This is a genomic window from Actinotignum sp. UMB0459 (genome assembly GCF_051905915.1).
GTDB classification, from domain to species: domain Bacteria; phylum Actinomycetota; class Actinomycetes; order Actinomycetales; family Actinomycetaceae; genus Actinotignum; species Actinotignum sanguinis.
In genome coordinates, this window is the sequence record NZ_JBQAIK010000012.1 from 216,185 (window position 1) to 237,716 (window position 21,532).

Annotated in this window: 18 protein-coding genes; 13 read left to right on the plus strand and 5 right to left on the minus strand. The window is 62.7% G+C overall.

Going from position 1 to position 21,532, the window contains the following annotated elements:
- Nucleotides 1-9: 9 nt before the first annotated feature.
- The gene (locus ACTFPK_RS04150) at nt 10-1,833 is read left to right on the plus strand and encodes a proline--tRNA ligase (protein WP_284898461.1); all 1,824 of its coding nucleotides are present in this window, start codon (nt 10-12) and stop codon (nt 1,831-1,833) included.
- 149 nt (nt 1,834-1,982) lie between these two features.
- Here ACTFPK_RS04150 and ACTFPK_RS04155 read toward each other — a convergent pair whose 3' ends face one another.
- A complete protein-coding gene (locus ACTFPK_RS04155) occupies nt 1,983-2,186 on the minus strand; it encodes a hypothetical protein (protein ID WP_284898396.1) in 204 nt (67 codons plus the stop codon).
- Between the two features lie 245 nt (nt 2,187-2,431).
- Nucleotides 2,432-3,571 carry a hypothetical protein gene (locus tag ACTFPK_RS04160; protein WP_284898395.1) on the minus strand — a complete coding sequence of 380 codons (1,140 nt, stop codon included), beginning with the start codon at nt 3,569-3,571 and terminating at the stop codon, nt 2,432-2,434.
- 222 nt (nt 3,572-3,793) lie between these two features.
- On the opposite strand from ACTFPK_RS04160, the gene rimP reads away from it, so the two are divergent.
- The 6 genes from rimP (at nt 3,794) to truB (ending at nt 10,523) form a co-directional block, all read left to right on the plus strand.
- Nucleotides 3,794-4,345, plus strand: coding sequence for a ribosome maturation factor RimP (gene rimP, locus ACTFPK_RS04165; protein ID WP_274734904.1), 552 nt, complete (start codon nt 3,794-3,796; stop codon nt 4,343-4,345).
- 14 nt (nt 4,346-4,359) lie between these two features.
- Nucleotides 4,360-5,436: a transcription termination factor NusA gene (nusA, locus tag ACTFPK_RS04170; protein ID WP_081637310.1), complete on the plus strand. Its 1,077-nt coding sequence runs from the start codon at nt 4,360-4,362 to the stop codon at nt 5,434-5,436.
- A 70-nt stretch (nt 5,437-5,506) separates the two neighbouring features.
- Nucleotides 5,507-5,743, plus strand: coding sequence for a YlxR family protein (locus ACTFPK_RS04175; RefSeq protein WP_439911173.1), 237 nt, complete (start codon nt 5,507-5,509; stop codon nt 5,741-5,743).
- Nucleotides 5,744-5,870: 127 nt separating this feature from the next.
- Nucleotides 5,871-8,939, plus strand: a complete 3,069-nt coding sequence (infB, locus tag ACTFPK_RS04180) for a translation initiation factor IF-2 (protein ID WP_439911153.1) — start codon at nt 5,871-5,873, stop codon at nt 8,937-8,939.
- Nucleotides 8,940-9,028: 89 nt separating this feature from the next.
- Nucleotides 9,029-9,526 carry a 30S ribosome-binding factor RbfA gene (gene rbfA / locus ACTFPK_RS04185; protein WP_274734901.1) on the plus strand — a complete coding sequence of 166 codons (498 nt, stop codon included), beginning with the start codon at nt 9,029-9,031 and terminating at the stop codon, nt 9,524-9,526.
- On the plus strand, nt 9,504-10,523 hold the full coding sequence (gene truB / locus ACTFPK_RS04190; protein ID WP_439911154.1) for a tRNA pseudouridine(55) synthase TruB: 1,020 nt from the start codon (nt 9,504-9,506) through the stop codon (nt 10,521-10,523). Before rbfA ends, truB begins: the two co-directional genes overlap by 23 nt.
- Nucleotides 10,524-10,622: 99 nt before the next feature.
- Here truB and ACTFPK_RS04195 read toward each other — a convergent pair whose 3' ends face one another.
- Together ACTFPK_RS04195 and ACTFPK_RS04200 are read right to left on the minus strand one after the other, a co-directional pair.
- Nucleotides 10,623-11,522: a DUF4862 family protein gene (locus ACTFPK_RS04195; RefSeq protein ID WP_016442504.1), complete on the minus strand. Its 900-nt coding sequence runs from the start codon at nt 11,520-11,522 to the stop codon at nt 10,623-10,625.
- Nucleotides 11,523-11,545: 23 nt separating this feature from the next.
- The gene (locus ACTFPK_RS04200) at nt 11,546-12,499 is read right to left on the minus strand and encodes a carbohydrate kinase family protein (protein ID WP_016442508.1); all 954 of its coding nucleotides are present in this window, start codon (nt 12,497-12,499) and stop codon (nt 11,546-11,548) included.
- Between the two features lie 239 nt (nt 12,500-12,738).
- Here ACTFPK_RS04200 and ACTFPK_RS04205 point away from each other — a divergent pair, with 239 nt between their 5' ends.
- The 5 genes from ACTFPK_RS04205 (at nt 12,739) to ACTFPK_RS04225 (ending at nt 18,740) form a co-directional block, all read left to right on the plus strand.
- Nucleotides 12,739-13,731, plus strand: coding sequence for a bifunctional riboflavin kinase/FAD synthetase (locus ACTFPK_RS04205; protein WP_394532342.1), 993 nt, complete (start codon nt 12,739-12,741; stop codon nt 13,729-13,731).
- A 58-nt stretch (nt 13,732-13,789) separates the two neighbouring features.
- Nucleotides 13,790-14,170: a phage holin family protein gene (locus ACTFPK_RS04210; RefSeq protein ID WP_016442510.1), complete on the plus strand. Its 381-nt coding sequence runs from the start codon at nt 13,790-13,792 to the stop codon at nt 14,168-14,170.
- 182 nt (nt 14,171-14,352) lie between these two features.
- On the plus strand, nt 14,353-14,622 hold the full coding sequence (rpsO, locus tag ACTFPK_RS04215) for a 30S ribosomal protein S15 (protein WP_394532340.1): 270 nt from the start codon (nt 14,353-14,355) through the stop codon (nt 14,620-14,622).
- Between the two features lie 274 nt (nt 14,623-14,896).
- On the plus strand, nt 14,897-17,335 hold the full coding sequence (locus ACTFPK_RS04220) for a polyribonucleotide nucleotidyltransferase (protein WP_394532339.1): 2,439 nt from the start codon (nt 14,897-14,899) through the stop codon (nt 17,333-17,335).
- Nucleotides 17,336-17,426: 91 nt separating this feature from the next.
- On the plus strand, nt 17,427-18,740 hold the full coding sequence (locus tag ACTFPK_RS04225) for a M16 family metallopeptidase (RefSeq protein ID WP_394532338.1): 1,314 nt from the start codon (nt 17,427-17,429) through the stop codon (nt 18,738-18,740).
- 34 nt (nt 18,741-18,774) lie between these two features.
- On the opposite strand, the gene ACTFPK_RS04230 is transcribed toward ACTFPK_RS04225, so the two are convergent.
- Entirely contained in the window at nt 18,775-20,748 is a 1,974-nt protein-coding gene (locus ACTFPK_RS04230) for an ABC-ATPase domain-containing protein (RefSeq protein WP_439911156.1), read from the minus strand.
- 37 nt (nt 20,749-20,785) lie between these two features.
- Between ACTFPK_RS04230 and dapB the strand changes: the two genes are divergently transcribed.
- Complete coding sequence (dapB, locus tag ACTFPK_RS04235) at nt 20,786-21,532, plus strand: 4-hydroxy-tetrahydrodipicolinate reductase (protein WP_274733163.1); 747 nt, start codon at nt 20,786-20,788, stop codon at nt 21,530-21,532.

The window sequence follows — 21,532 nt, forward strand, 5'->3', positions numbered from 1 at the left end:
GTGCTGAGAATGTCTAGTCTTTTTGTGCGCACCTTGCGCGAAGACCCGGCCGACGCCGAGGTCGCCAGTCATAAGCTCCTAGTCCGCGGCGGGTACGTGCGGCGCGTGGCCCCAGGTATTTACACCTGGCTGCCGCTCGGCTTGCGGGTACTGCGGAAAGTGGAGCGGGTTGTCCGCGAAGAAATGGATGCATCCGGGGCTCAGGAAGTACTTTTCCCGGCCCTGCTCCCGCGCGAACCTTACGAAGCGACAAACCGCTGGAGTGAATACGGCCCCACCCTCTTCAAGCTGGTGGATCGCAAGGGTAACGACATGTTGCTTGCCCCCACGCACGAGGAAATGTTCACGCTCCTCGTTAAGGATCTTTATTCTTCCTACAAGGACCTGCCCCTCACGCTCTACCAGATCCAAACGAAGTACCGCGATGAGGCCCGCCCGCGCGCCGGCGTGATTCGCGGGCGCGAATTCGTCATGAAAGATGCGTATTCCTTTGATATGGATGAGGCGGGGCTGGACGCCTCCTACAATACGATGCGCGCCGCCTACCAGCGCATTTTTGAGCGCCTGGGCCTGCCTTACGCGATCGTCTCCGCCATGTCCGGTGCGATGGGTGGCTCGCGTTCGGAAGAGTTCCTGTTCCCCACCGCTATTGGGGAGGATACTTTTGTCCGGTCCGCGGGTGGTTACGCCGCGAATACCGAAGCGGTTACGACGCCGCAGCTCCCCGAACAGGACTTCTCTGACGTTCCGGCACCCGAGCTGGTGGACACCCCCGGGGCGAAAACCATCGCTGACCTGGTTGAGATGGCAAACCGGGTGCATCCCCGCTCGGACCGCCCCTGGAACGCCGCAGATACCCTCAAGTCGGTTATCGTGACCCTCACCCATCCCGACGGGGAGAAAGAAGTGGTGGTCATCGCCCTTCCCGGGGACCGCGAAGTCGATATGAAGCGCGTGGAAGCTAGCTTGGCTCCGGCCGAAGTGGAGCTTGCTTCTCCTGAGGATATGGAGAAGTACCCGGGAATCGTGCCGGGTTATACCGGCCCCGGTGCGGTTGGCCCGCAAGCGCGTGGTGGCGCCGTTGCTGACGGTGCCGATGACGGTGCAGCGACCGGCGACGGCGCAACGGTGCCGGTGGCGCGCCTCCTCCTTGACCCCCACGTGGCCCGCGGCTCGCGCTGGATCGCGGGTGGCAACGCGGTGGATAAGCACGTATTCAACCTGGTGTACGGGCGTGATTTCGAGGCCGATGGCGCCATCGAAGCCGCGGAAGTACGCGCCGGCGACGAGGCCCCGGACGGCTCGGGCCCGCTCGATATCGCGCGCGGTATCGAAATTGGTCATATTTTCCAGCTGGGGCGCAAATACGCCGAAGCGCTCGGCCTGACGGTGCTCGACGAAAACGGCAAAACCCGCGTGGTCACCATGGGCTCCTACGGCGTGGGTGTTTCCCGCGTCCTCGCCGCCATCGCCGAGCAGTACCACGATGAGAAGGGCCTGGTCTGGCCGGTGGGCGTCGCGCCCGCGCAAGTACATATTCTTGCTACCGGTAAGGACGACGCCGTCTTCTCTGCCGCGGAGGACTTAGCCACGCAGTTGACCGCCGCGGGTATCGAAGTCCTCTTCGATGACCGCCGTAAGGTGAGCGCCGGAGTGAAATTCGCTGATTACGAGCTCCTGGGTATGCCCTACGCGGTGGTGGTTGGCCGGGGTCTGGCCAATGGAACGGTGGAGGTACGCACCCGCGCCACCGGGGAATCCGAAGACGTGGCGGTGGCGGATGCCGCTTCGCGTGTACAGGAGCTCCTGGCTGCTGCCCGGGCTAGTGAGTAGTCGCTCCCACGCTGGCTGACAGGGTGCTCGGATCTTGTAATTCGTAACTACAAAATGCGCTTCCAGCTGCATAAATATGTATGTTCTGGAAGCGCATTTTGTGTGCCCGGGGGCGGGCCGGAACGGGCAGGTATCCGGGCTATGTTCAGCTAAAAGGCACCTAGGACCCCCACCGCGAAGCAGAAAGCCAGGAGAGTTCCCATATCCGCGACGGTCTCAAGGTTGAACCCGAAACGTGGCGGTTTACTGCCGGGCTTGCGGTATTTCTTGACGATAACGAATAAAACCGTGAAAACGGCGCAGGCGCCTAACAAACGCGGCCATTGGTAGGCGAGCGCCTCGCCGTAGCCCACTTTTTCTCGAGTAATGCCCGTGAATTATTGACGTGGAAAGCGAGTAACAAGAAAATCCACAGAACATAATCGGCAAGCAGGTCTAAAATGCGCCGCATACGCCGCTCAATGGCAGAGTCTTCATCTGAACGCGGCAATCGATTAGTGAGGCCGGGGCGGTCTGGTTCATCGCTGAGAGAAGCGCTATTTGTCCACATACAAATAATGTGCCGTATTAGTTATTGATTATTACGGGGATAACGTAATTAGCCTGCCGTGTGCGGTGAAAGCCCGGGGAGTGCGGGACTACCGAGACTCTGGCCCGTGGCACCGCTGGCGCCTGTAACACCGCCCGCAGCGGTCCCGCCGCCACCACCATCCAAAGCAAGCGCAAAATTGAGAGCCTCCGTGGCCGGCGCTCCGCTTTGCCATAGTGCACCGATCAAAGTGGCGTACGCGGCGGATGCGAGCTCGTCCTCTGCAACAGCCGGGAGGGGAATGCTGGCGGCGCGGGTATCCGGGGTGCCAGCGCGAAGTAGGGCTTCTTCCAGATCAGCAATGCGCGCGATGCGTTCCATGCGCTCGGCATGTCCCTCCATACCCCGGCGTGCCGCATCAACTTCGTACCACTGGCGGGCCGTATTCGCGGCAGCGAGAAGCTTCGCGTCGCCGCCCGCCGATGCCAGCTGAGCGACGTCGTACCTAGGGCCACCCGCAACCGCGGCACCAAAGGGATCGGGGGCAGGTAACCCGGTAGCCACGGCCACTACCTGAGCATCCCACGTTGCCCGCAGCGCAATAGCGAAATAGAGTGCGCGCTCGCCGGCTACTTCCTCAGATATCTCCTCGCGAGCGACGACGCCTTTCGCTGCGCCGCCTGTTGCGCCATCCGCCGTACTCGCGGTCGCGCCTTTCGCCGGAGTTTCCGCTTCGGGCAGTAGCGCATCCGCGGCCGTTACCGCAGCGGAGCTAATCTTGGATAATTCCGCGAGTAATTCAGCAGCATCGGGAGCCAGGGGAGAAGGCTCGGGAGAATTTGTATGCCCGGCCGGGGCACCGCTCGGCCACGCCTGCCATACCCCACCAAGCTGGTTCTCCCATATGCTCGCGTGCTCGGCAACATCCTGGTATACCTGCGCGGCGTAGCCGGCCGTTTCAGCGGCCAGGTCGGTGGCGGCCGCCGAGCACCGCTGGGATGCCACGGCAAGACTTTGGCGCAGTTCTTGCGTTGTCGTCATGGGTGCGGGGGAGGGATCGCCATGTTCCCACCGTGCTCCCATCGCAATAAGAATGGCGCCAATGATGAGGATCGTAAGCGCGGCGGTGCCCACCAGCTGCACAGTGGTTCGAACCGGCTGAGAGGTGCGCCGATGAGTGGGCGCTCCGCTCCGGGGTGCAGCTGCCATACTTCTCCGCTTTCTTGACGAGAATAAAACCGCTTATATTGTGCCACCTCCACCGGCCTGGGAGACGGTGCGCGCGCTGATGACGGTGCGCTGCGCACCGTGCCACCATCGGCACCGGAAGAGCTACTTGCACCGTCGGCGCGGGCATCGATACCTGCGACGTAGGCACCGCCTGGCACACCCGTGTACCACGGCGCGGCGCGGAAACTGTAGGATTAGCCCATGAGTCATTCCAAGAGTTCGCGTCCTCCCGCGCGGCGGGACCGCCGCTCTACCGGGCCCCGTAAATCCAGTCAGGCACAGCGGACCGGCGAAATCATCGCCGCGATTGAACCTCTTGTTTCCCAATGCGGGCTCTACCTGGAAGGCGTAACGGTGGGCCGTGCCGGTGGGCGCGCCGTCGTTCACGTCACGGTCGATCTCCCCAGCGGCCCCGGTGGTGTTGGCTCAGATCAACTGACCGACGTTTCGCGTCTTATTTCCGCGCGTTTGGACGATGTTGATCTCGTCCAGGGTGCCTATAACCTTGAAGTGTCCACCCCCGGTGCCACCCGCCCGCTCGTGGAACCGCGCCACTTTTCCCGCGCAGTGGGGCGCCTGCTGCGTCTGACACCCTCCGGTGAAGATGAGATCGTGAGCCGGTTGCGCGCCGTCGAGGGCGATACCCTGGTCCTCGCATCGGATAACGGGGGAGCGGAACGGCGCTTACCCATTGGCCGGGTGGAACGGGCCCGTGTTGATATTGAATTCCATCGCGACGGCGAGGAAGAGTAGGAGAAATCGTGGATATTCAAATTCACATGAACGAGCTGCGGGCCCTGGAAAGTGAACTTGGCCTGAGCTCCGATGTACTCGTCGAAGCAATTGAAGATGCCCTGTTGCACGCCTATGCGCGGGTGCCCGGTGCGATTCGCGGGGCCCGGGTCGATATGGATCGGCGCACCGGCAAAATCGTGGTGTGGGCCCCGGAAATTGACGAAGAAGGTAATGTCGTCGGTGAATTCGATGACACCCCGCACGATTTTGGGCGCATTGCGACGGCGACGGCGAAATCCGTGATCGCCCAGCGCCTCAAGGAAGCCGAAGCGAATCGCGTGCTCGGCTCCTTCAAAAATAAGCAGGGTGACATTATTTCCGGCGTTGTGCAAGGCCGGGCCGGGCGCGATAGCTTCTCCCGCGATCTCCTCGTGGAAGTGGGGGACCACGAAGCTATTTTGCGAGCGGAGGAACAGGTTCCTACCGAGCATCTCAACAGGGGGGATCGCATCCGCGCCCTGGTCTTGGACGTAGTGGTCACCAGCCGAGGTGCCTCCATTCGGCTCTCGCGTACCCACCCGGATTTTGTGCGCCGTCTCTTCGAACTGGAAGTGCCTGAAATTGCCAGCGGGACTGTGGAACTCGTGGCGCTCGCGCGCGAAGCGGGGCACCGCTCCAAGCTTGCCGTGTACGCGGAAGATCCGGAGGTTAATGCCAAGGGCGCATGTATTGGCCATAACGGTCAGCGCGTGCGTGCGGTCACCACGGAGCTGGGTGGGGAGAAAATTGACATCGTTGATTACAACGATGATCCGGCGGTATTTATCGCCGCGTCACTGTCCCCCGCGAAGGTAACCCGGGTGGATATCATCTCCGTGGAGAAGCGCCAGGCCCGCGCCATTGTTCCCGATGGGCAGGCATCCCTCGCTATCGGTAAAGAAGCGCAGAATGTGCGCCTGGCTGCCAAGCTCACCGGGTGGTCCATCGATATTCGTAAAGAATCCGATGTGCAAGAAACTCCCGCTGTGGAAATTTCCGGTGGCGAAGCCCTCGGCGGAGCTGAACACGGGGAAGATCACGCGGCACAGTCGCATGATGACGTGCGTTAGTAGCATCTTGCCGCTAAAATAGATAGGGTGTGAATTTCGAGGCGGTGGGATGATGGCGAAAAATCCGCGCATGTGCGTGGGGTGCCGTCAGCGTGCCGCCCGGGAGGAACTGGTGCGCTTAGCGCTAACCGATGCGGGAGTTGTTGTGGATAAAGAACAGCGGCTGCCCGGCCGGGGAGCGTGGGTGCACGCCCGCCCTGACTGTCTAGCCAGGGGAATGCGGACGGGACAACTTGCGTATGCCTTTCGCTGCGCCGTCGTTCTTCCTCCGCATGCCGTAACAGAAGTAATCAGTTCGCTCGCGTGAGCGGAGCGAAAACCCGAGACCAAGAAAGCGGGTTGGAAGCTGATGGGCACCCGATGAGTACCCAACGATGAACAACCGGATTTAGCGGGTCCGTGCGCACTTTTGCCGGGCCCAACGAAGGAGAACTGTGGCAAAAGTCCGCGTCCATGAACTCGCCAAAGAACTGGGGGTGACCAGCAAGAAGCTGCTGGCCACACTCAAGGAGAATGGCGAATTCGTCAAATCTGCCTCGTCCACCATTGAGGCACCTGTTGTGCGTAAAGCACGTGAATACTTTGAAGCGCACCCCGAATTGGTTGAATCCAAGGGGAGCGCTAAGCCGGCACCGCGCAAGCCCGTCCGTAAGCATCCCGTGGCGCCCGATGCGGTGGATATGCCCGCCGGTTCGGCCTCGATTGTCGATGTGACGGCACAGGCGAAGGCTGCCGCGAACTCCGGTGCTGCCCGTACTGGCACCGGCGCACCCAAGCCCGGCCCGAAGCCGGCCCCGGCCAAGCAGCATGCGGATAACGCCGCGGCGCCCACCCCTGCCGCGGTGGCGGGCGCTGACGGAACCGTTACCGGAACCGGCGCTAGCGCCGGTGTGCCTAAGCCCGGCTCCGCAGCTGGCGCTCATGGCAGTGCGGCCCCGAAGCCCGGTAAGCCCGGCCCGCAGCAAGCCGCGCCGAAACCGGCTCCCAAGCCCGGTGCGTCTGCACTGTCCGGAAAGTCCGGGGAAGCGGGTTCTGCCCACGGTGCCGATGCCTCGCACGGCGGCGCAAAGCCCCAGGAAACTGGGCACTCCGGCCGCTCCAATATTCCTACCCCGCGCGGCGCGGTGAAATCCGCCAAGGCGGCGCGTGCCGAAGCTGATCAGCGCACCCCGCGCCCCGGGAACAACCCCTACGCCACTTCGCAGGGTATGCCCCGTCCCGGTGGCGGGCGCGGCCCGCGGCCCGGCAATAATCCGTATGCCACTTCGCAGGGTATGCCCCGTCCCGGTGGCGGGCGCAAGAATGCGGGAACTTCCCGCCCCGGTGCGCATCAGGGCGCGCATCAGAACAACCACGGTGGCGGCGGGCAGCGTTCCGGTGGCGGGCGCGGGCACGGAGGTTCGCGTCCCTCGCCGGCGATGATGCCCAATCAGATGGCTGGCGCTCCCTCCTCCGGGCGGGGCGGTCGCGGCGGTGGCCGCGGGCGCGGCCCGGCAGGTGGCGGTCAGAACCGCGGCGGTCAGGGTCGGCCCACCGGCGGTTTCACCCGCAGTGGCGGGCGCTCGCGCGGCGGTTCCACCGCCGGTGCTTTCGGGCGCCGCGGAGGTGGCGGAGGCCGCAAGTCCAAGCGGACCCGGCGCGAAGAATACGAGGCACAGTCCTCGCCGATGCTTTCCGGCGTCCAGGTTCCCCGCGGGGATGGCTCCACCGTGGTGCGCCTGCGCCAGGGTGCTTCGCTGGCGGACTTCGCCGAACGTATCGGTGCGTCCTCGGCGGCCCTCATCACCGTGCTCTTCCGCATGGGCGAAATGGCCACGATGAACCAGTCGCTGGACGAAGATACCTTCAAGCTGCTGGGAGCCGAACTCGGCTACGAGGTGGAAGTTCTCTCCGCTGAAGATGAGGATCGTGAAATCCTGGAGAGCTTCGATATTAACCTCGAAGAAGAAGAGCTCCTGGAAGACGAAGAGAGCCTCAAGCCGCGTCCCCCGGTTGTTACCGTTATGGGCCACGTGGACCACGGTAAAACCAAGCTCCTCGATGCGTTCCGCCACTCGCGGGTGGAAGGTACCGAATCGGGCGGTATTACCCAGGCCATCGGTGCTTTCCAGACCGATATCGAATACGAAGGCGAAACCCGGGCGATCACGTTCATTGATACCCCCGGTCACGAAGCCTTCACCCAGATGCGCGCCCGCGGTGCGGATATTACCGACATCGCGATCCTCGTGGTCGCCGCGGACGACGGTGTGATGCCCCAGACGGTGGAAGCTATCAACCACGCGCAATCCGCGGGTGTGAAGATCATCGTCGCGGTCAACAAGATCGACGTGGAAGGCGCCAACCCGCAGAAGGTGCGCAGCCAGCTAACCGAATACGGCCTCATCGCCGAAGAATACGGCGGGGACACCATGTTCCTCGACGTGTCGGCCAAGCAGCGTATCGGCATCGACGATCTCCTCGAAGCCATCCTTTACGTGGCCGATGCCGAACTGGAACTCAAGGCCAATCCGGATCGCACCGCGCGCGGTGTTGCCATCGAAGCGAAGCTCGATCAGGGCCGCGGTTCGGTGATTACCGCACTGGTGCAAACCGGTACGCTGCGGATCTCCGATCCCATCGTGGTGGGTATTGCCCACGGGCGCGTGCGCGCCATGTTCGATGCCAGCGGCAATCCGGTCAAGGAAGCCGGGCCTTCCATGCCGGTCCAGGTGCTCGGCTTGGACGCGGTGCCCTCCGCCGGGGATGCCTTCCTCGTGGCGGACGACGAACGAACCGCACGCCAAATTGCCGAACAGCGCGAATCTGCCCAGCGGGCGGCTTCTCTGGCACGGCGTCGCAAGCGTGTCTCGCTGGAGAACCTCGGGGATGTCCTCAAGGAAGGCAGCGTCGAAACGCTCAACCTTATTATCAAGGGCGATTCCTCCGGCGCGGTGGAAGCGCTGGAATCCTCGCTCCTCGATATTGAGGTCGATGACGAAGTGGCGCTGCAGATCATCCACCGTGGCGTGGGTGCCATCACCCAGAACGACGTCAATCTCGCAACCGTTGATAACGCCGTCATTATCGGCTTCAATGTGCGCCCGGCGGAACGCGTAGCGGATCTGGCCGAACGCGAAGGCGTGGAGATGAAGTTCTACTCGGTCATCTACCAGGCCATCGAGGAAGTAGAAGCGGCTCTCAAGGGCATGCTTAAGCCCGTCCTCGAAGAAGTCCAGCTGGGCAGCGCCGAAGTGCGCCAGCTCTTCCGCTCGGGCAAGGCCGGCACCATTGCCGGCTCCATTGTCCGCACCGGCGCGATCAAGCGTGGGGCGAAGGCACGGTTGGTACGCGACGGCGTCGTGGTACAACCCGAGCTCGAAATTGTCTCGCTGCGCCGCGAAAAGGACGATGTTACCGAAGTACGCGAAGGCTACGAATGCGGCATTACGCTCGGCTACCGCGATATTCACGAAGGCGACATTATTGAAACCTTTGAGATGCAGGAGAAGGCCCGCAGCTAGGGGACTGTCCTGAGGAACGTTGCGGCCCGCCGGCTCGCCACTGGCGCTGGCGGGCCGCAGCATATCCACCAGCAATAAAGGAGATGAAGATGGCTAATCCCCGTGCGGAACGGGTGGCGAAACGTATCCAGCAGATCGTGGCGCAAACCATTAACACCCGCATGAAAGACCCGCGCCTGAATATGGTGACCATTACCGATACCCGGGTGACCGGTGATCTCCAGCATGCCACCGTATTCTTCACCGCGATCGGGCACGAGCACCAGGTGAAAGATGCCGCCCGCGGACTGGAAGCGGCCAAGGGCGCTTTGCGCTCGGAAGTGGGGCGTCAGCTCGGCTTGCGGCTTACCCCGACCCTGGAATTCGTGGCCGACGAACTACCCGAAGGAGCCCGCACTTTTGAGGACGTGCTGGCCGCGGCCCTGCACCGTGACGCCGAACTGGCGCGCAACGCGGAGGGGAAGGAATACGCGGGGGAGGCAGATCCTTACCGCAAGCCCCGTGAGGTCACGGAAGGCGACGGCGCCGCCGCACCGTCAGGCTCCGAGGCATCCCATGAAACCGATGCGCCAGAATCCCTGGCCTGATCTGCCCCGCGCGCAGCATCCGGCGCCGAGCGGCGTCCTGGTTATTGATAAACCCGCTGGGGTGACCTCGCACGACGTGGTTGCCGCGCTGCGCCGTCTATGTGGCACCCGTAAAGTGGGGCACGCCGGTACGCTCGACCCGATGGCCACGGGGGTGCTCGTGGTGGGTATCGGCGCCGGTACCCGCCTCCTCACCTACCTGAGCGGGGCCGATAAGGATTACCGGGCTACGTTCACGCTCGGTATCGGCTCTGATACCGAGGATTGCACCGGTAGCGTCACGTTCGCTCCAGGTTTTTCCGGTACGACGGCGCAGCTCGACGCTGCCCTCTCCTCCCTCCAGGGTGATATTTCGCAGGTGCCCTCGGCGTATTCGGCCAAGAAGATCGCCGGCAAGCGGGCCTATGACCTGGCTCGAGCTGGCCAGGAGGTGGTGCTCGATGCGGTGCCGGTTCATATTGCTCGGCTGGAGCGTAGCGGGGAGCTTCGCTGGCACCAGGCGCCGGTAGAGACTCAAGCGGGAACTGTGCCGGTTGCGGATGTTGATGTGGAAGTGAGTTGCTCCTCGGGTACCTACGTGCGCGCCCTTGCCCGCGATACCGGGATAGCGTTGGGAAGCGCAGCCCTCATGAGCGCGCTGCGGCGCACCCGCGTGGGTGGCTTCCGGCAAGCCGAGGCGGTGAGCGTAGCGGAAGTGGCGCAACTGGTGCAGGGCGGGGCACAGCCCCCCGTTATCCCACTGGCGCAGGTGGCGGCTCGCGCACTCCCGACGGTGCAGATCGCGGCAGCCGAAGCCGAATCCGTGCGCCACGGCCAGTTCCTTGAGTCACGGGGGAGAGCAGTGGATCCCGCCGCAGGAACGGTACCGGGACAAGCACCCGGTGTGGGAAGTGAAGCTGGCACCGTCGCCCTGCTGCACGACGATGAGCTTGTTGCGGTGGCACGCCGGCACGGGGATACCTTCCGGCCAGCCACCGTCTTCCCGGCCGGCGCATAAATACAGAGATACGTAGACACACGGGTGCATAAAAATCCCCGCGCCGGCACCTCTCGGGTGACGGCGCGGGGTGATGCACGTGCTAGCGATAATGTGCGGTTAGTTCGCTACCGCGGCACGGTGGATATGCTCGAGCATGGCCACCCGCTCGGGCAGCGAAGCATTGGCCGGCACGCAGATCTTGGCACCCAGATACTGCGCCCCGCCCTCGCGAGCGGCATTGGCACAGCGGGTGATTTCTCCCGCCGTCATAATCGATGTCGGTTCATCGGTCTGCGAGGGGAGATGCCCATCAATCCAGGAGTAGCCGTACTGGGTTTCTGCCGGGCCCGCTCCGGAGAACATAAGACCGGCAAGTACCCCAGCCTGTCCGCACGCCTCGATATGCGCGAAAGCAGTATCCGCGCTACGTTCCTCGAGTGCGGAGCGGCCCCAGTTAATGTGGATACCCAGGCCCAGCTCTTGGCAGATGGCAATTTCTTCCTCGAGAGCAAGGAAGCCCTTTTCCGGAGCTTGACCTTCAATATAGCGGTCACAATGCTCAATCACCGGAACTGCCCCGGACCAATCCCACTTCGATAGCTCGGCAAGGGAGGCGCGGAAAGCTGCGCCGTCGGCCTGCTTTGTGGGGGCCGAATGGAGCTGCACCTTCGTGATGACGGTGCGGCCGCTGAGTTGAGAGAGGGAAGCAACGGCGTCGCGAATCTCGCGGGTGAAAGTGAGAGCGGCCGCGCGGCCCTCCTCATCGGGGGAGGCCAGTCCGAAAGCCGGGTTTTTGCCGACGTTCTGCATGGTGCCGGGAATCGCGGTAATTGTGTTAAGTGTCCAGTGCGGGGCGATCACATCCGCAATAGCCTTGGCATCGCTGGCCAGGACTCCGGGGAAAGGAATCTCGATTCCGGAGATCCATTCCTGCTCCGCCAGCAGGTGATAGTAGTCGGGCTGCGAGGCAGGTTCGGGGAGCGAAGCATATGCCCCAACAACGAAGGGGAGTGTCATTTATTTTCCTTCCAAAATAATACTTAACGTAGCGCCGGATCGCCGGTACGGACGGTGTCCACCTCCGCGGGAGTGGGGGAGTACGCACCGTCGTGGCTGACGGTCAGCCCCGCCGTAATAACCGCCTGGTGTAAGGCGGGGCGCACGTCGGAGAAGTGGGCGGCGCGCAGCCGCTGCTTGGCTTCCACCGACCCGAGAAGCCCAGCCTCCATAAGCCCGGCCAGCATCCCGGCCATAAAAGAATCGCCGGCACCCACGGTGTCTCCCAGCTCCACATTGAGCGGATCGACGACGAGCATATCGCGCTCCCCGGCTAGCTTGACATAAGCACCCCACGGCCCGCGGGTGACCACCACCATGCCAGGCCCGGAGGTAACCCACCGGCGCATAATCCGCTCCACCGGCTCACCGGGGTAGAGCCATTCGAGGTCCTCATCAGACGCCTTGACCACATCGCACAGTGCCACCAGTTCCTCAATGCTCTCCCGCACCTTTTCGGGAGAACCCATCAGATCCGGGCGGGCATTCGGATCATAAGAAACGGTGCCGGTGAGGGCCTGGCGCTTGACGGCGCGCAAAATCTTCTTGCTCGAGGCACCCACCACCGCAGAGTACGAACCACAGTGCAGATGCCCCACCGTATCCGGGTCCGGAATCTCGGGGAGGTCCGATTCGACGTCGAACTCATAACGTGCCCGGCCCTCCGCGTCGAGGAAAGCGCTCGCGGTGGTGGTGCGACTGGCGCCGTCGGACCCGGGGACAATCTCCACACCCATGGCGGCTGCCTGCGAAGCGATTCGTTCCCCGCGCTCATCACGTCCGAACCAGGTAGCGAGCTCCACGTGTTGGCCGAGTCGGGAGACACCGGATGCCACATTGAGAAGTGAACCGCCCACGACCTCAGTGCCCGGTCCGGTCTCTCCTTCACGGATAATAATGTCCACAAGCGCTTCACCGGCGCTCACAAATCGTGCCATTGGTGCCTCCCATCGCCACAGCTGTTCTGCGCGCAGGCCCGGGGCACCGTAACCTGGCTGCCCGACGCTGCGCACGCTTTCTTCGCGTACCAGTTTATCTGGAAAATCACCGGGATTTTGGGGTATACGGGGCAAGAACGGCCCTGCGCCATGACGGAAAAATGTCAAGCCCGCGCGCGCAAAAAATTCTGGTTTTTGCGCACGTGGGATAACGGTGGGGATAAGCTACCCTGGAGAACGTGCAGATTTGGACATCTCCCATAGATATTTCGCCGGATTTTGACCGGAGCGTGGTGACCTTCGGGGTATACGACGGCGTCCACCGTGGGCACCGCGCCGTTCTCACCCGCGCGGTTGATATTGGCCGGGAACTCGGTTGGCCCGTTATTGTTCTCACGTTTGATCCCCATCCGGCCACCGTCCACCGCCCCGAGGCGCATATTCGCCTCGTTATGAGCCTGCAAGATCGTATTAACCGCATTGAAACACTGGGAGTGGATGCGCTCTATCTCCAGCATTACGACGCGGCCTACGCCCGCGCCACCGCCGCGGAATTTGTGCGGGATCAGCTTGTGGGCCAACTCCGGGCCGGCTTCGTGGTGGTTGGGCACGATGCCCGTTTCGGGGCGGGGAATACCGGGGATGAGGCGGTGCTGCGCCGCCTCGGTACCGAGCTGGGTTTCGGTGTGGAAATCGTAGGAGACCGCTGTGACGCCGCGGGGGAACGGTGGTCCTCTACCCGGGTGCGCGCCGCGCTTGCTACCGGTGATGTCGCTAGCGCAGCGCAGATCCTGGGGCGCCCGCACCGTATTCACGGCACCGTGGTACACGGGGCACGGCGCGGGCGTGAATTGGGGTTCCCCACCGCCAATCTCAGCGGGGATGATTTGGGCGAAGTTCCCGCGGATGGCGTGTACGCCGGGTGGCTGGTGCGCCATATTCCAGGTGGTACCGCCGAAGAATATCTCCCGGCAGCCATCTCGGTGGGAACCAATCCTCAATTCGAGGGCCAGGAACGCACCGTGGAAGCCCACGTACTCGGGCGTAGCGATCTCAACCTCTACGGAGAACCCATCAGTATCGATTTCGTTTCCCGTATCCGCCCCATGCTCACATTCGGTTCGGTTGATGAATTGTTGGCACGGATCGACCTGGACGTTTTGGAAACCGCAGACCGACTGGGTGTTCCGCCCGCCGGACGTGTCCCACCCGGGTCAGTGCAGGCCTCATGACCGGCCGCATCATCAGCACGGTCGGGAAACGGCGTGCAGCATTCGCTAGGGTAGGTGCATGAGTACATTCGCTCTTCGCGTCGCCATCAATGCTCTTGCGCTGTGGGTGGCCACGCTCTTGATCCCCGGTCTGGCAATGGTGGGGGAGGCCCCCGATACCCTCCGTCTCATTGGATGGTTCGTGGTGGCCGGCCTCATTCTTGCCATCCTTAACGCGGTTATCCGCCCGATCCTGAAATTCCTTTCCTTCCCGCTCTATATCCTCACCCTCGGGCTCTTCTCCCTCGTGGTCAACGCGGCGATGATCTCGCTCACCGCCTGGGCCTCCCAGGGCTTGGCGGTGCACCTGGTTGTGGGCAGCTTCTGGGCCGCGCTCTTCGGCGGGATTGTGGTCTCCCTCGTCAATATGGTGCTCAGCGGTTTCGTCGATCGCTCCTAGCTACCTGCCATCTACCGGCCAAGAGAAAGCGGGGAAGGCCACACCCGCACTGGCGGATACGCCAGTGCGGGGCGTCGTCGCCGTGTGCTAGAATTTTCAGGCCGTTTACATCGGCCACGGTAGCGTCATGCCTGGGAGAACATGCCCCGGAGCTCCGTGCAACGGAAACTAAGGAGAATCGCATGGCCCTCAAGCCTGAAGAAAAGCAGAAGATCATTGCCGAATACGCCACGCACGAGGGCGATACCGGTTCCCCCGAAGTGCAGGTGGCTCTGCTCTCGGCTCGTATTTTGCAGCTGACGGAGCACTTCCGCTCGCACATCCACGACCACCATTCGCGTCGTGGTCTTATGCTTCTTATCGGCCAGCGCCGCCGCCTTCTCAGCTACCTCGCTGAGGAAGATATCGAGCGGTACCGGTCGCTGATCGCACGTCTCGGCTTGCGTCGATAAGTACTTAAAGCGGCTCGGGTTTCATCCCGGGCCGCTTTCCGTATGCCCGCAGGCGTGAGAAGCTGCTCAGCATCGCCGCAAGTGAACCGCGCGCGGTGCTCAGCTGCTTGCTCGGGCACTACGATAGACATGGTGTGGCGCGCCTGCGCACCCCAATATGTGGAGTACCGCGAACGTGGTCTTCGGTGATGGTTGACGAAGGCGGGAACGCTAGGGCCCGTTTTCGTGAATTACCACTGATGGCCGCCTCGCGGCCGAAATAAAAGGAGGTCCCGTGGAGGGTCCCAATATTCATAGTGTGGAAGCCGTTGTTGATAACGGTTCCTTTGGAACACGTACCATTCGTTTTGAAACCGGGCTGCTGGCCCAACAGGCCAACGGCGCTGCCCTGGCCTACCTGGACGGGGAAACCACCGTTTTCTCCGCCACCACCGCCTCGAAAAGCCCGAAGGAACACTTCGATTTCTTCCCGCTGACGGTGGACGTGGAAGAACGCTCCTACGCGGCCGGTAAAATTCCCGGCTCGTTCTTCCGCCGCGAAGGCCGGCCCGGTACGGACGCCATTCTGGCCGCCCGCCTCATCGACCGCCCGCTGCGCCCGCTCTTCACCAAGGGCATGCGTAACGAAGTGCAGATCGTGGAAACCGTCCTCTCCATCCACCCGGATGATGCCTACGACGTTCTCGCGATCAACGCCGCCTCCCTGTCCACCTCGCTGACGGATCTGCCCTTCGCCGGGCCGGTCGGCGGCACCCGCGTATCCCTCGTGGACGGGCAGTGGATCGCCTTCCCGCGCTGGTCGGAAATGGCGCGCGCCACCTTCTCCATGGATATTGCCGGGCGCATTGTTGGCGACGACGTCGCCATCACCATGGTGGAGGCCCAAGCTCCCGAACAAACGGAAGCTAATGTGGCCGCCGGTGGCATCGCCCCCACCGAAGAGGTTATTACCCAGGGTCTGGAAGCCGCCAAGGGCGTTATTCGCACCCTCTGCGAAGCGCAGCTCACCCTCATCAACGAATGCGGGAAGCCCACCGCGGACTACCCCTTCTTCCCGAATTACACCGATGCCCAATTTGAGGCCGTCGGGAACGCTCTCGGGGATCGTTTCAACACCATCCTCGGAATTGTGGACAAGGTGGAGCGCGATACCGCTCTCAATGACCTCACCGATCAGATCGTTTCCGAACTGACGGTGCCCGCCGATGCCCAGTTCGACCTGGAAGAAGACGGCCCCGGGCTCGCCGCCGCGGTCAATGACCACTTCAAGGAAGTCATGCGCCGCCACGTCCTCACCGAAAACGTGCGTATGGACGGGCGCCGCCCCACCGATATTCGTTCGATTTCCGCGCAGGCCGGCGTGCTGCCGCGCGTGCACGGCTCGGCGATCTTCCAGCGTGGTGAAACGCAGATCCTCGGGGTGACCACCCTCAATATGCTCAAGATGGAACAGCCGCTGGATAATCTTTCCCCGATTACCCACAAGCGTTACATCCACCACTACAACTTCCCGCCTTACTGCACCGGGGAAACCGGGCGCGTGGGCAGCCCCAAGCGCCGCGAAATCGGGCACGGACACCTGGCAGAAATGGCACTGGAATCCCAGCTGCCCAGCCGGGAAGAATTCCCCTACGCCATCCGCCAAGTTTCTGAGACGATGGGCTCGAATGGCTCCTCCTCCATGGGTTCGGTGTGTGCCTCGACCATGTCCCTGCTCAACGCGGGTGTGCCGCTCAAGGCCCCGGTTGCCGGCATTGCCATGGGTCTCATCTCCGCCCAGATCGACGGGGAAACCAAGTACGTGACCCTGACCGATATTCTCGGTGCGGAAGACGCCCTGGGCGATATGGACTTCAAGGTGGCCGGTACTCGTGACTACGTGACTGCGCTGCAACTGGACACCAAGCTGGATGGCATCCCGGCGGAAGTTCTTTCCGCGGCGCTGTCCCAGGCCCGTGACGCCCGCCTGGCCATCCTCGATCTCATGAACCAGGCCATTGATGGCCCCGATGAGATGGCTCCCACCGCGCCCCGTATCCTCACCGTGAAGATCCCGGTAGATAAGATCGGCGAAGTCATCGGCCCCAAGGGCAAGATGATCAACCAGATCCAGGAAGATACCGGCGCGGAAATCACCATCGAAGACGACGGCACCGTCTTCATCGGCGCCTCCGACGGTGTTTCCGCGGAAGCTGCCCGTGACACCGTCAATTCCATTGCCAACCCGCAGCTTCCCGAAGTGGGCGAACGCTACGTGGGTACCGTGGTTAAGACCACCACCTTCGGTGCGTTCATCTCCCTCACCCCGGGCCGCGACGGCCTCCTCCACATCTCCCAGATTCGCCGCCTCGTGGGTGGCAAGCGCGTGGAGAACGTGGAAGATGTCCTCAACGTGGGCGACAAGGTTGAGGTCGAAATCGGTGAAATCGATGACCGCGGCAAGATCTCCCTGGAAGCGGTGGTTCCGGAAGGCGAAGCGAACGCCGAAGCGGAAAGCTCCGATCAGGGCGATAACGGTGATCACGGCGAAGCGGAGGAGAGTGCCCCGCGGCAGAACCGGGCGCGTTCCCGTTCGCGCCGGCGCAGCGAGTCCTCGGCGCCCAGCGCACCTTCGGCAGATGACTCCGATGCTGATTCCAGCTCGAGCCGCGGTTCGCGTGGAAGTCGCGGCTCGCGGCGGCGTCGTCGCACCGTTCACACGGACGAAGACTAAAACCCGCGCCTACGGGCGCTAGGTAGAGTGAACTCCCCGAATGTTTCCGGACGTTCGGGGAGTTTGCGTAACTATCCAGGAAAGTATTCCCATGTTGTATAGCGAACTGCCCCTTCCGCTTAACGCGGGCGCCAGTCTTAATATTGACGACGACGGCGCACTCCTACGCCGCACCGTCCTCCCCGGCGGGCTACGTGTCCTCAGCTACCGCCTGCCCCATATTCACTCCACCTACATCAGCATGTGGGTGGGCGCCGGGTCTCGCGACGAAGTGGCGGAGACTCAAGGATCCACCCATTTCCTCGAACATTTGCTGTTCAAGGGTACGAAGCGGCGCAGCTCCCTCGATATTTCACGAGAAACGGATTACCTGGGCGGGGGATTCAACGCGGCCACCTCGAAGCAATACACCCACTACCACGGCCATATCTTTGACGAGGACCTGCCCCAGGCCATCGATATCCTCGCCGATATGCTCACCGGCGCGACCCTCAGCGCCGAAGATTTTGCGGTGGAACGCGGCGTTATCCTCGAAGAACTCGCCATGTACGCCGACGATGCCACCGATACCGCCATGGAAAAAATCCCGCAGCTGGTCTTTGGGGATCACCCGCTGGCGCGCCCCGTCGGGGGAACGGCGCAGACGGTGCGGGCTTTGCAGCACGAGGCGCTTCTCGAGCACTACCACGGGGTCTACCATCCTGATGAAGTGGTGGTGGTTGCCGCGGGCGCCGTCGACCATGACAAACTATGCGAGCTGGCGGTGGGGGCACTGAGTGCCGGAGGTTGGGATTTGAGCACGGAGCGCGATGCGCACCCGCGCCGTATCGCCCCACCCATTACCTACCAGGCGGCACACGACCTGCATATTCCGAAAGAAGTGGAGCAGGCGGCGGTCATTGTAGGAATGCCGGGGTTGAGCTTGACCAGTGAGGACCTGCCCACCTTGCTCGCCCTCAACGCGATTCTGGGTGGAGGAACATCCTCGCGGCTCTTCCAGGAAATTCGGGAACGGCGCGCCCTGGCCTACTCGACCTATTCCTTCCCGATCAGTTACCGCGAAGGCGGGATGTTCTGCCTGGCGGCCGGGTGTGCCCCGCATAATGTGGGTACCGTGCGCGAGCTCATGATGACCGAATTGGATCGCCTCGCCCGCGACGGTGTGAGCGAAGAAGAAACGGAATCTGCTTTCCGGCGCCTGCGCGCCGATATTGTTTTCGACGCCGAACGAGTGGGCACCGCCATGACCCGGCTCGGTACCTCCGAGCTGGTGCGCGGCAGCCTCATTTCGCATGAGGAACACCTGCGCCGGGCCCGCGCCGTGCGCGCCGCCGATATAAACGAGCTGGCCGGCCGCATTGCGGCAGGCCAGCGTTCGTGTGTAACGGTCGGACCGGAGAAATAGCGGACGCTCCGCTGGTTCGCTAGCCGGTTTTTCGCTATTCGGCGTCCTCCGGGCTAGGCGCGGACGGGGCGCTTTCCACCGACGGCGCGGCCTCCGCGGCAACGGGACCTTGAGCGTTCTCTGCATCCTCCGCTCCGTCCGCGGTGGGATCGTCCACTGGTGCGTGCACCACCTTGAGGGTGCGGTAACGGTTAAGCGCCGCGGCGATATCCACCGCGCGTGGCCGGGTCAGGAAGGCCGGTTTTTCGCCGGCCCCCAGGGCATCCAGACCGTGCGTGGCAATGGTCTCCTCCAGGCGAGCAATACCTTCCGGAACGGTGTATCTGCCGCGCAGGCACAGGGCACGGGTGGGGTCGGTCAGGGAGCGAATTGCCCAGGCAATCGCGGCGGTCTGGCCCGGATCCACAATCTGGGGCACATCACTGACATCAATATCCGCGCGGTCTAGCGAAATAAGATCCACCCCGCGCGATTTCGTTTTCGCCTTCACCCCGTGGGCTTTGAGCGGGAGCGGATAGCGCGGTGCCGGGTGCGTAAACTCAGCAATATCATTGCGTTCCCGCGGGTGCGCTGCCGCCACCGCGCGGGCCTGCTCCGTGACATCGTGGCACACATAGTGATCCATGAGGAGCACCCGATCCGCGGCATCCAAATAATCGCCCGAGCCACCCATAACCATGATGGTGGAGATACCGGCGCGCGCCATACCTGCAACCCGATCCACAAAAGGTGTAATAGGTTCCTGAGTGGCAGGAACTAGTTCGCGCATCCGCTCATCACGAATCATGAGATTAGTAGCCGACGTGTCCTCATCAATAAGCAAGACCCGCGAACCGGCCTCGATGGACTCGGAAATAGCGGCGGCCTGCGACGTGGAACCTGAGGCGTTTTCGGTAGAAAAATCGGTGGTGTCGGTGCCATCGGGCAGGGAATTGATGAAAGCGGAGACATCCACGCCGGTCACCCAGCGCCCATCGGCAGCACGCACCTTCATCGCGCTGGGATCCAGAGCCACCAGCTCGCGGCCGTCCCCGGGGATATGCGGATAGACGCTGCGCTCGAGAGCGGAGAGCAGCGTGGATTTACCGTGGTAGCCCCCGCCGACGATCACCGTAATACCCGGGATAATCGGCATGCCGGTCACCTCACCGGCATGGGGGAGGTGCACGCTTTCACGTAAGCTCTCGGGGCTGGTGAAGGCGATGGCGTCTGTCAACGGCAGATCGGAAATGCCTGAGCGGCGCACCAGCACCGCGCCGTCGTTAATAAAACCAATCCAGCCGCGCTCCCGAACCACTGCCTGGAGAGCGAGATAATCCTCATAGGCTTCCACGTGCCTGCGTAATGCGGCCCGGTGAGCAGCGAATTCTTCCCCTTCGGAGGAGAAATTGAGCGTGGCTTCGATAATCTCGGGAAGGTACTCATCTGCGGTTTGCGCCATGGCGTGCCCGAGGATGGTGCGCCCCTGAGCCGGGAAATGACATTGGAAACGTAGTTCCACGTGGTTGGCGAAAACAGTCGCGCTCGAACGCTCCAAAATCTCTTGCCCCACTTTCGCGATGGAAATATCGCGGGAATGACGGGCGCGCTCCGCAAAAGTACGGGCCAGGAAATCAGCAACAGCCAGGCGCTGTTCCGGGGTGGTGAGAAGGTCAGCGGGAATCCCCACCTTCGCCGGATCTGCCGTCACCCGCAACGAGGAGGGCGGGGCGTAGGGATCGGATTGCACCCGATCAATATGGACCGTGTACATGCCGTAGTCATAATCACCGATAACGGACTTGTAGGCCGGGTAGTTACGTCCGTCCAGTTCGTGGAGGCGATCGATAAGATCGACGTCGTCTCCCTCGACCCGCACAAATTCACGCCGTTCCCGCGGCCCCCCGCCTCGCCTATCCCGACGGTCAAATTGGCGATCCCGGCCTCCGCGCGGGCCCCGGCCTCCCCGGTAGTCGCGCCCACCGTGGGCATCGTAACGTTCCGAGCTGTGCTCATATCCAAAACTCATAGCACCTAGTCTATCCAGGCCACGTAGCATGGACGGTATGACTATCAACGTAGCTGTGATCGGTGCGGCGGGACGGATGGGGAGCACCGTGTGCACCGCCGTTACCGATGCTCCCGATATGAACTTGACCGCCCGGATCACCAAGGACGATCCCATCAACGCCCAGACCCTGGCGGGTGCCACCGTGGGAGTGGATTTCACCGTTCCCGATGCAACGGAAGATACCGTGCGGGCTTTGCTGACCAATGGCTGTCACGCCGTCGTCGGGGCCACGGGATGGACCCCGGAAAAGATTGCGCGCATCGAGACGGTGGCCAAGGAGACGGGGCGCCATGTGCTTATTGCCCCGAATTTTGGTTTGAGTGCCGTGCTCACCATGATGTTCGCGGAAATGGCCGCCCCGTATTTCGAATCCGTCGAAGTGGTGGAAATGCACCATCCCGATAAAGTGGATGCTCCCTCGGGAACGGCGCGCGCCACCGCGGAGAAAATCGCGGCGGCCCGGGCGGCGGCCGGATGCGCCCCGGCTCCCGATGCCACCGTCGGGCCTGCACCCGCTCGCGGGGAGAAAATTGCCGGCATCCCGGTGCACGCGGTCCGCCTCCGGGGCCTGAATGCCCACGAAACTGTGCTGTTGGGAAATCCGGGGGAACAGCTCACTTTGCGCCAAGACTCGTTCACCCGTGAGTCTTTTATGCCCGGGGTGCTTCTGGCCATCCGCGGCATTGACCAGCATCCGGGCGTGCAGGTGGGATTAGAGCGGTACATGAGCTGGGAACGATAG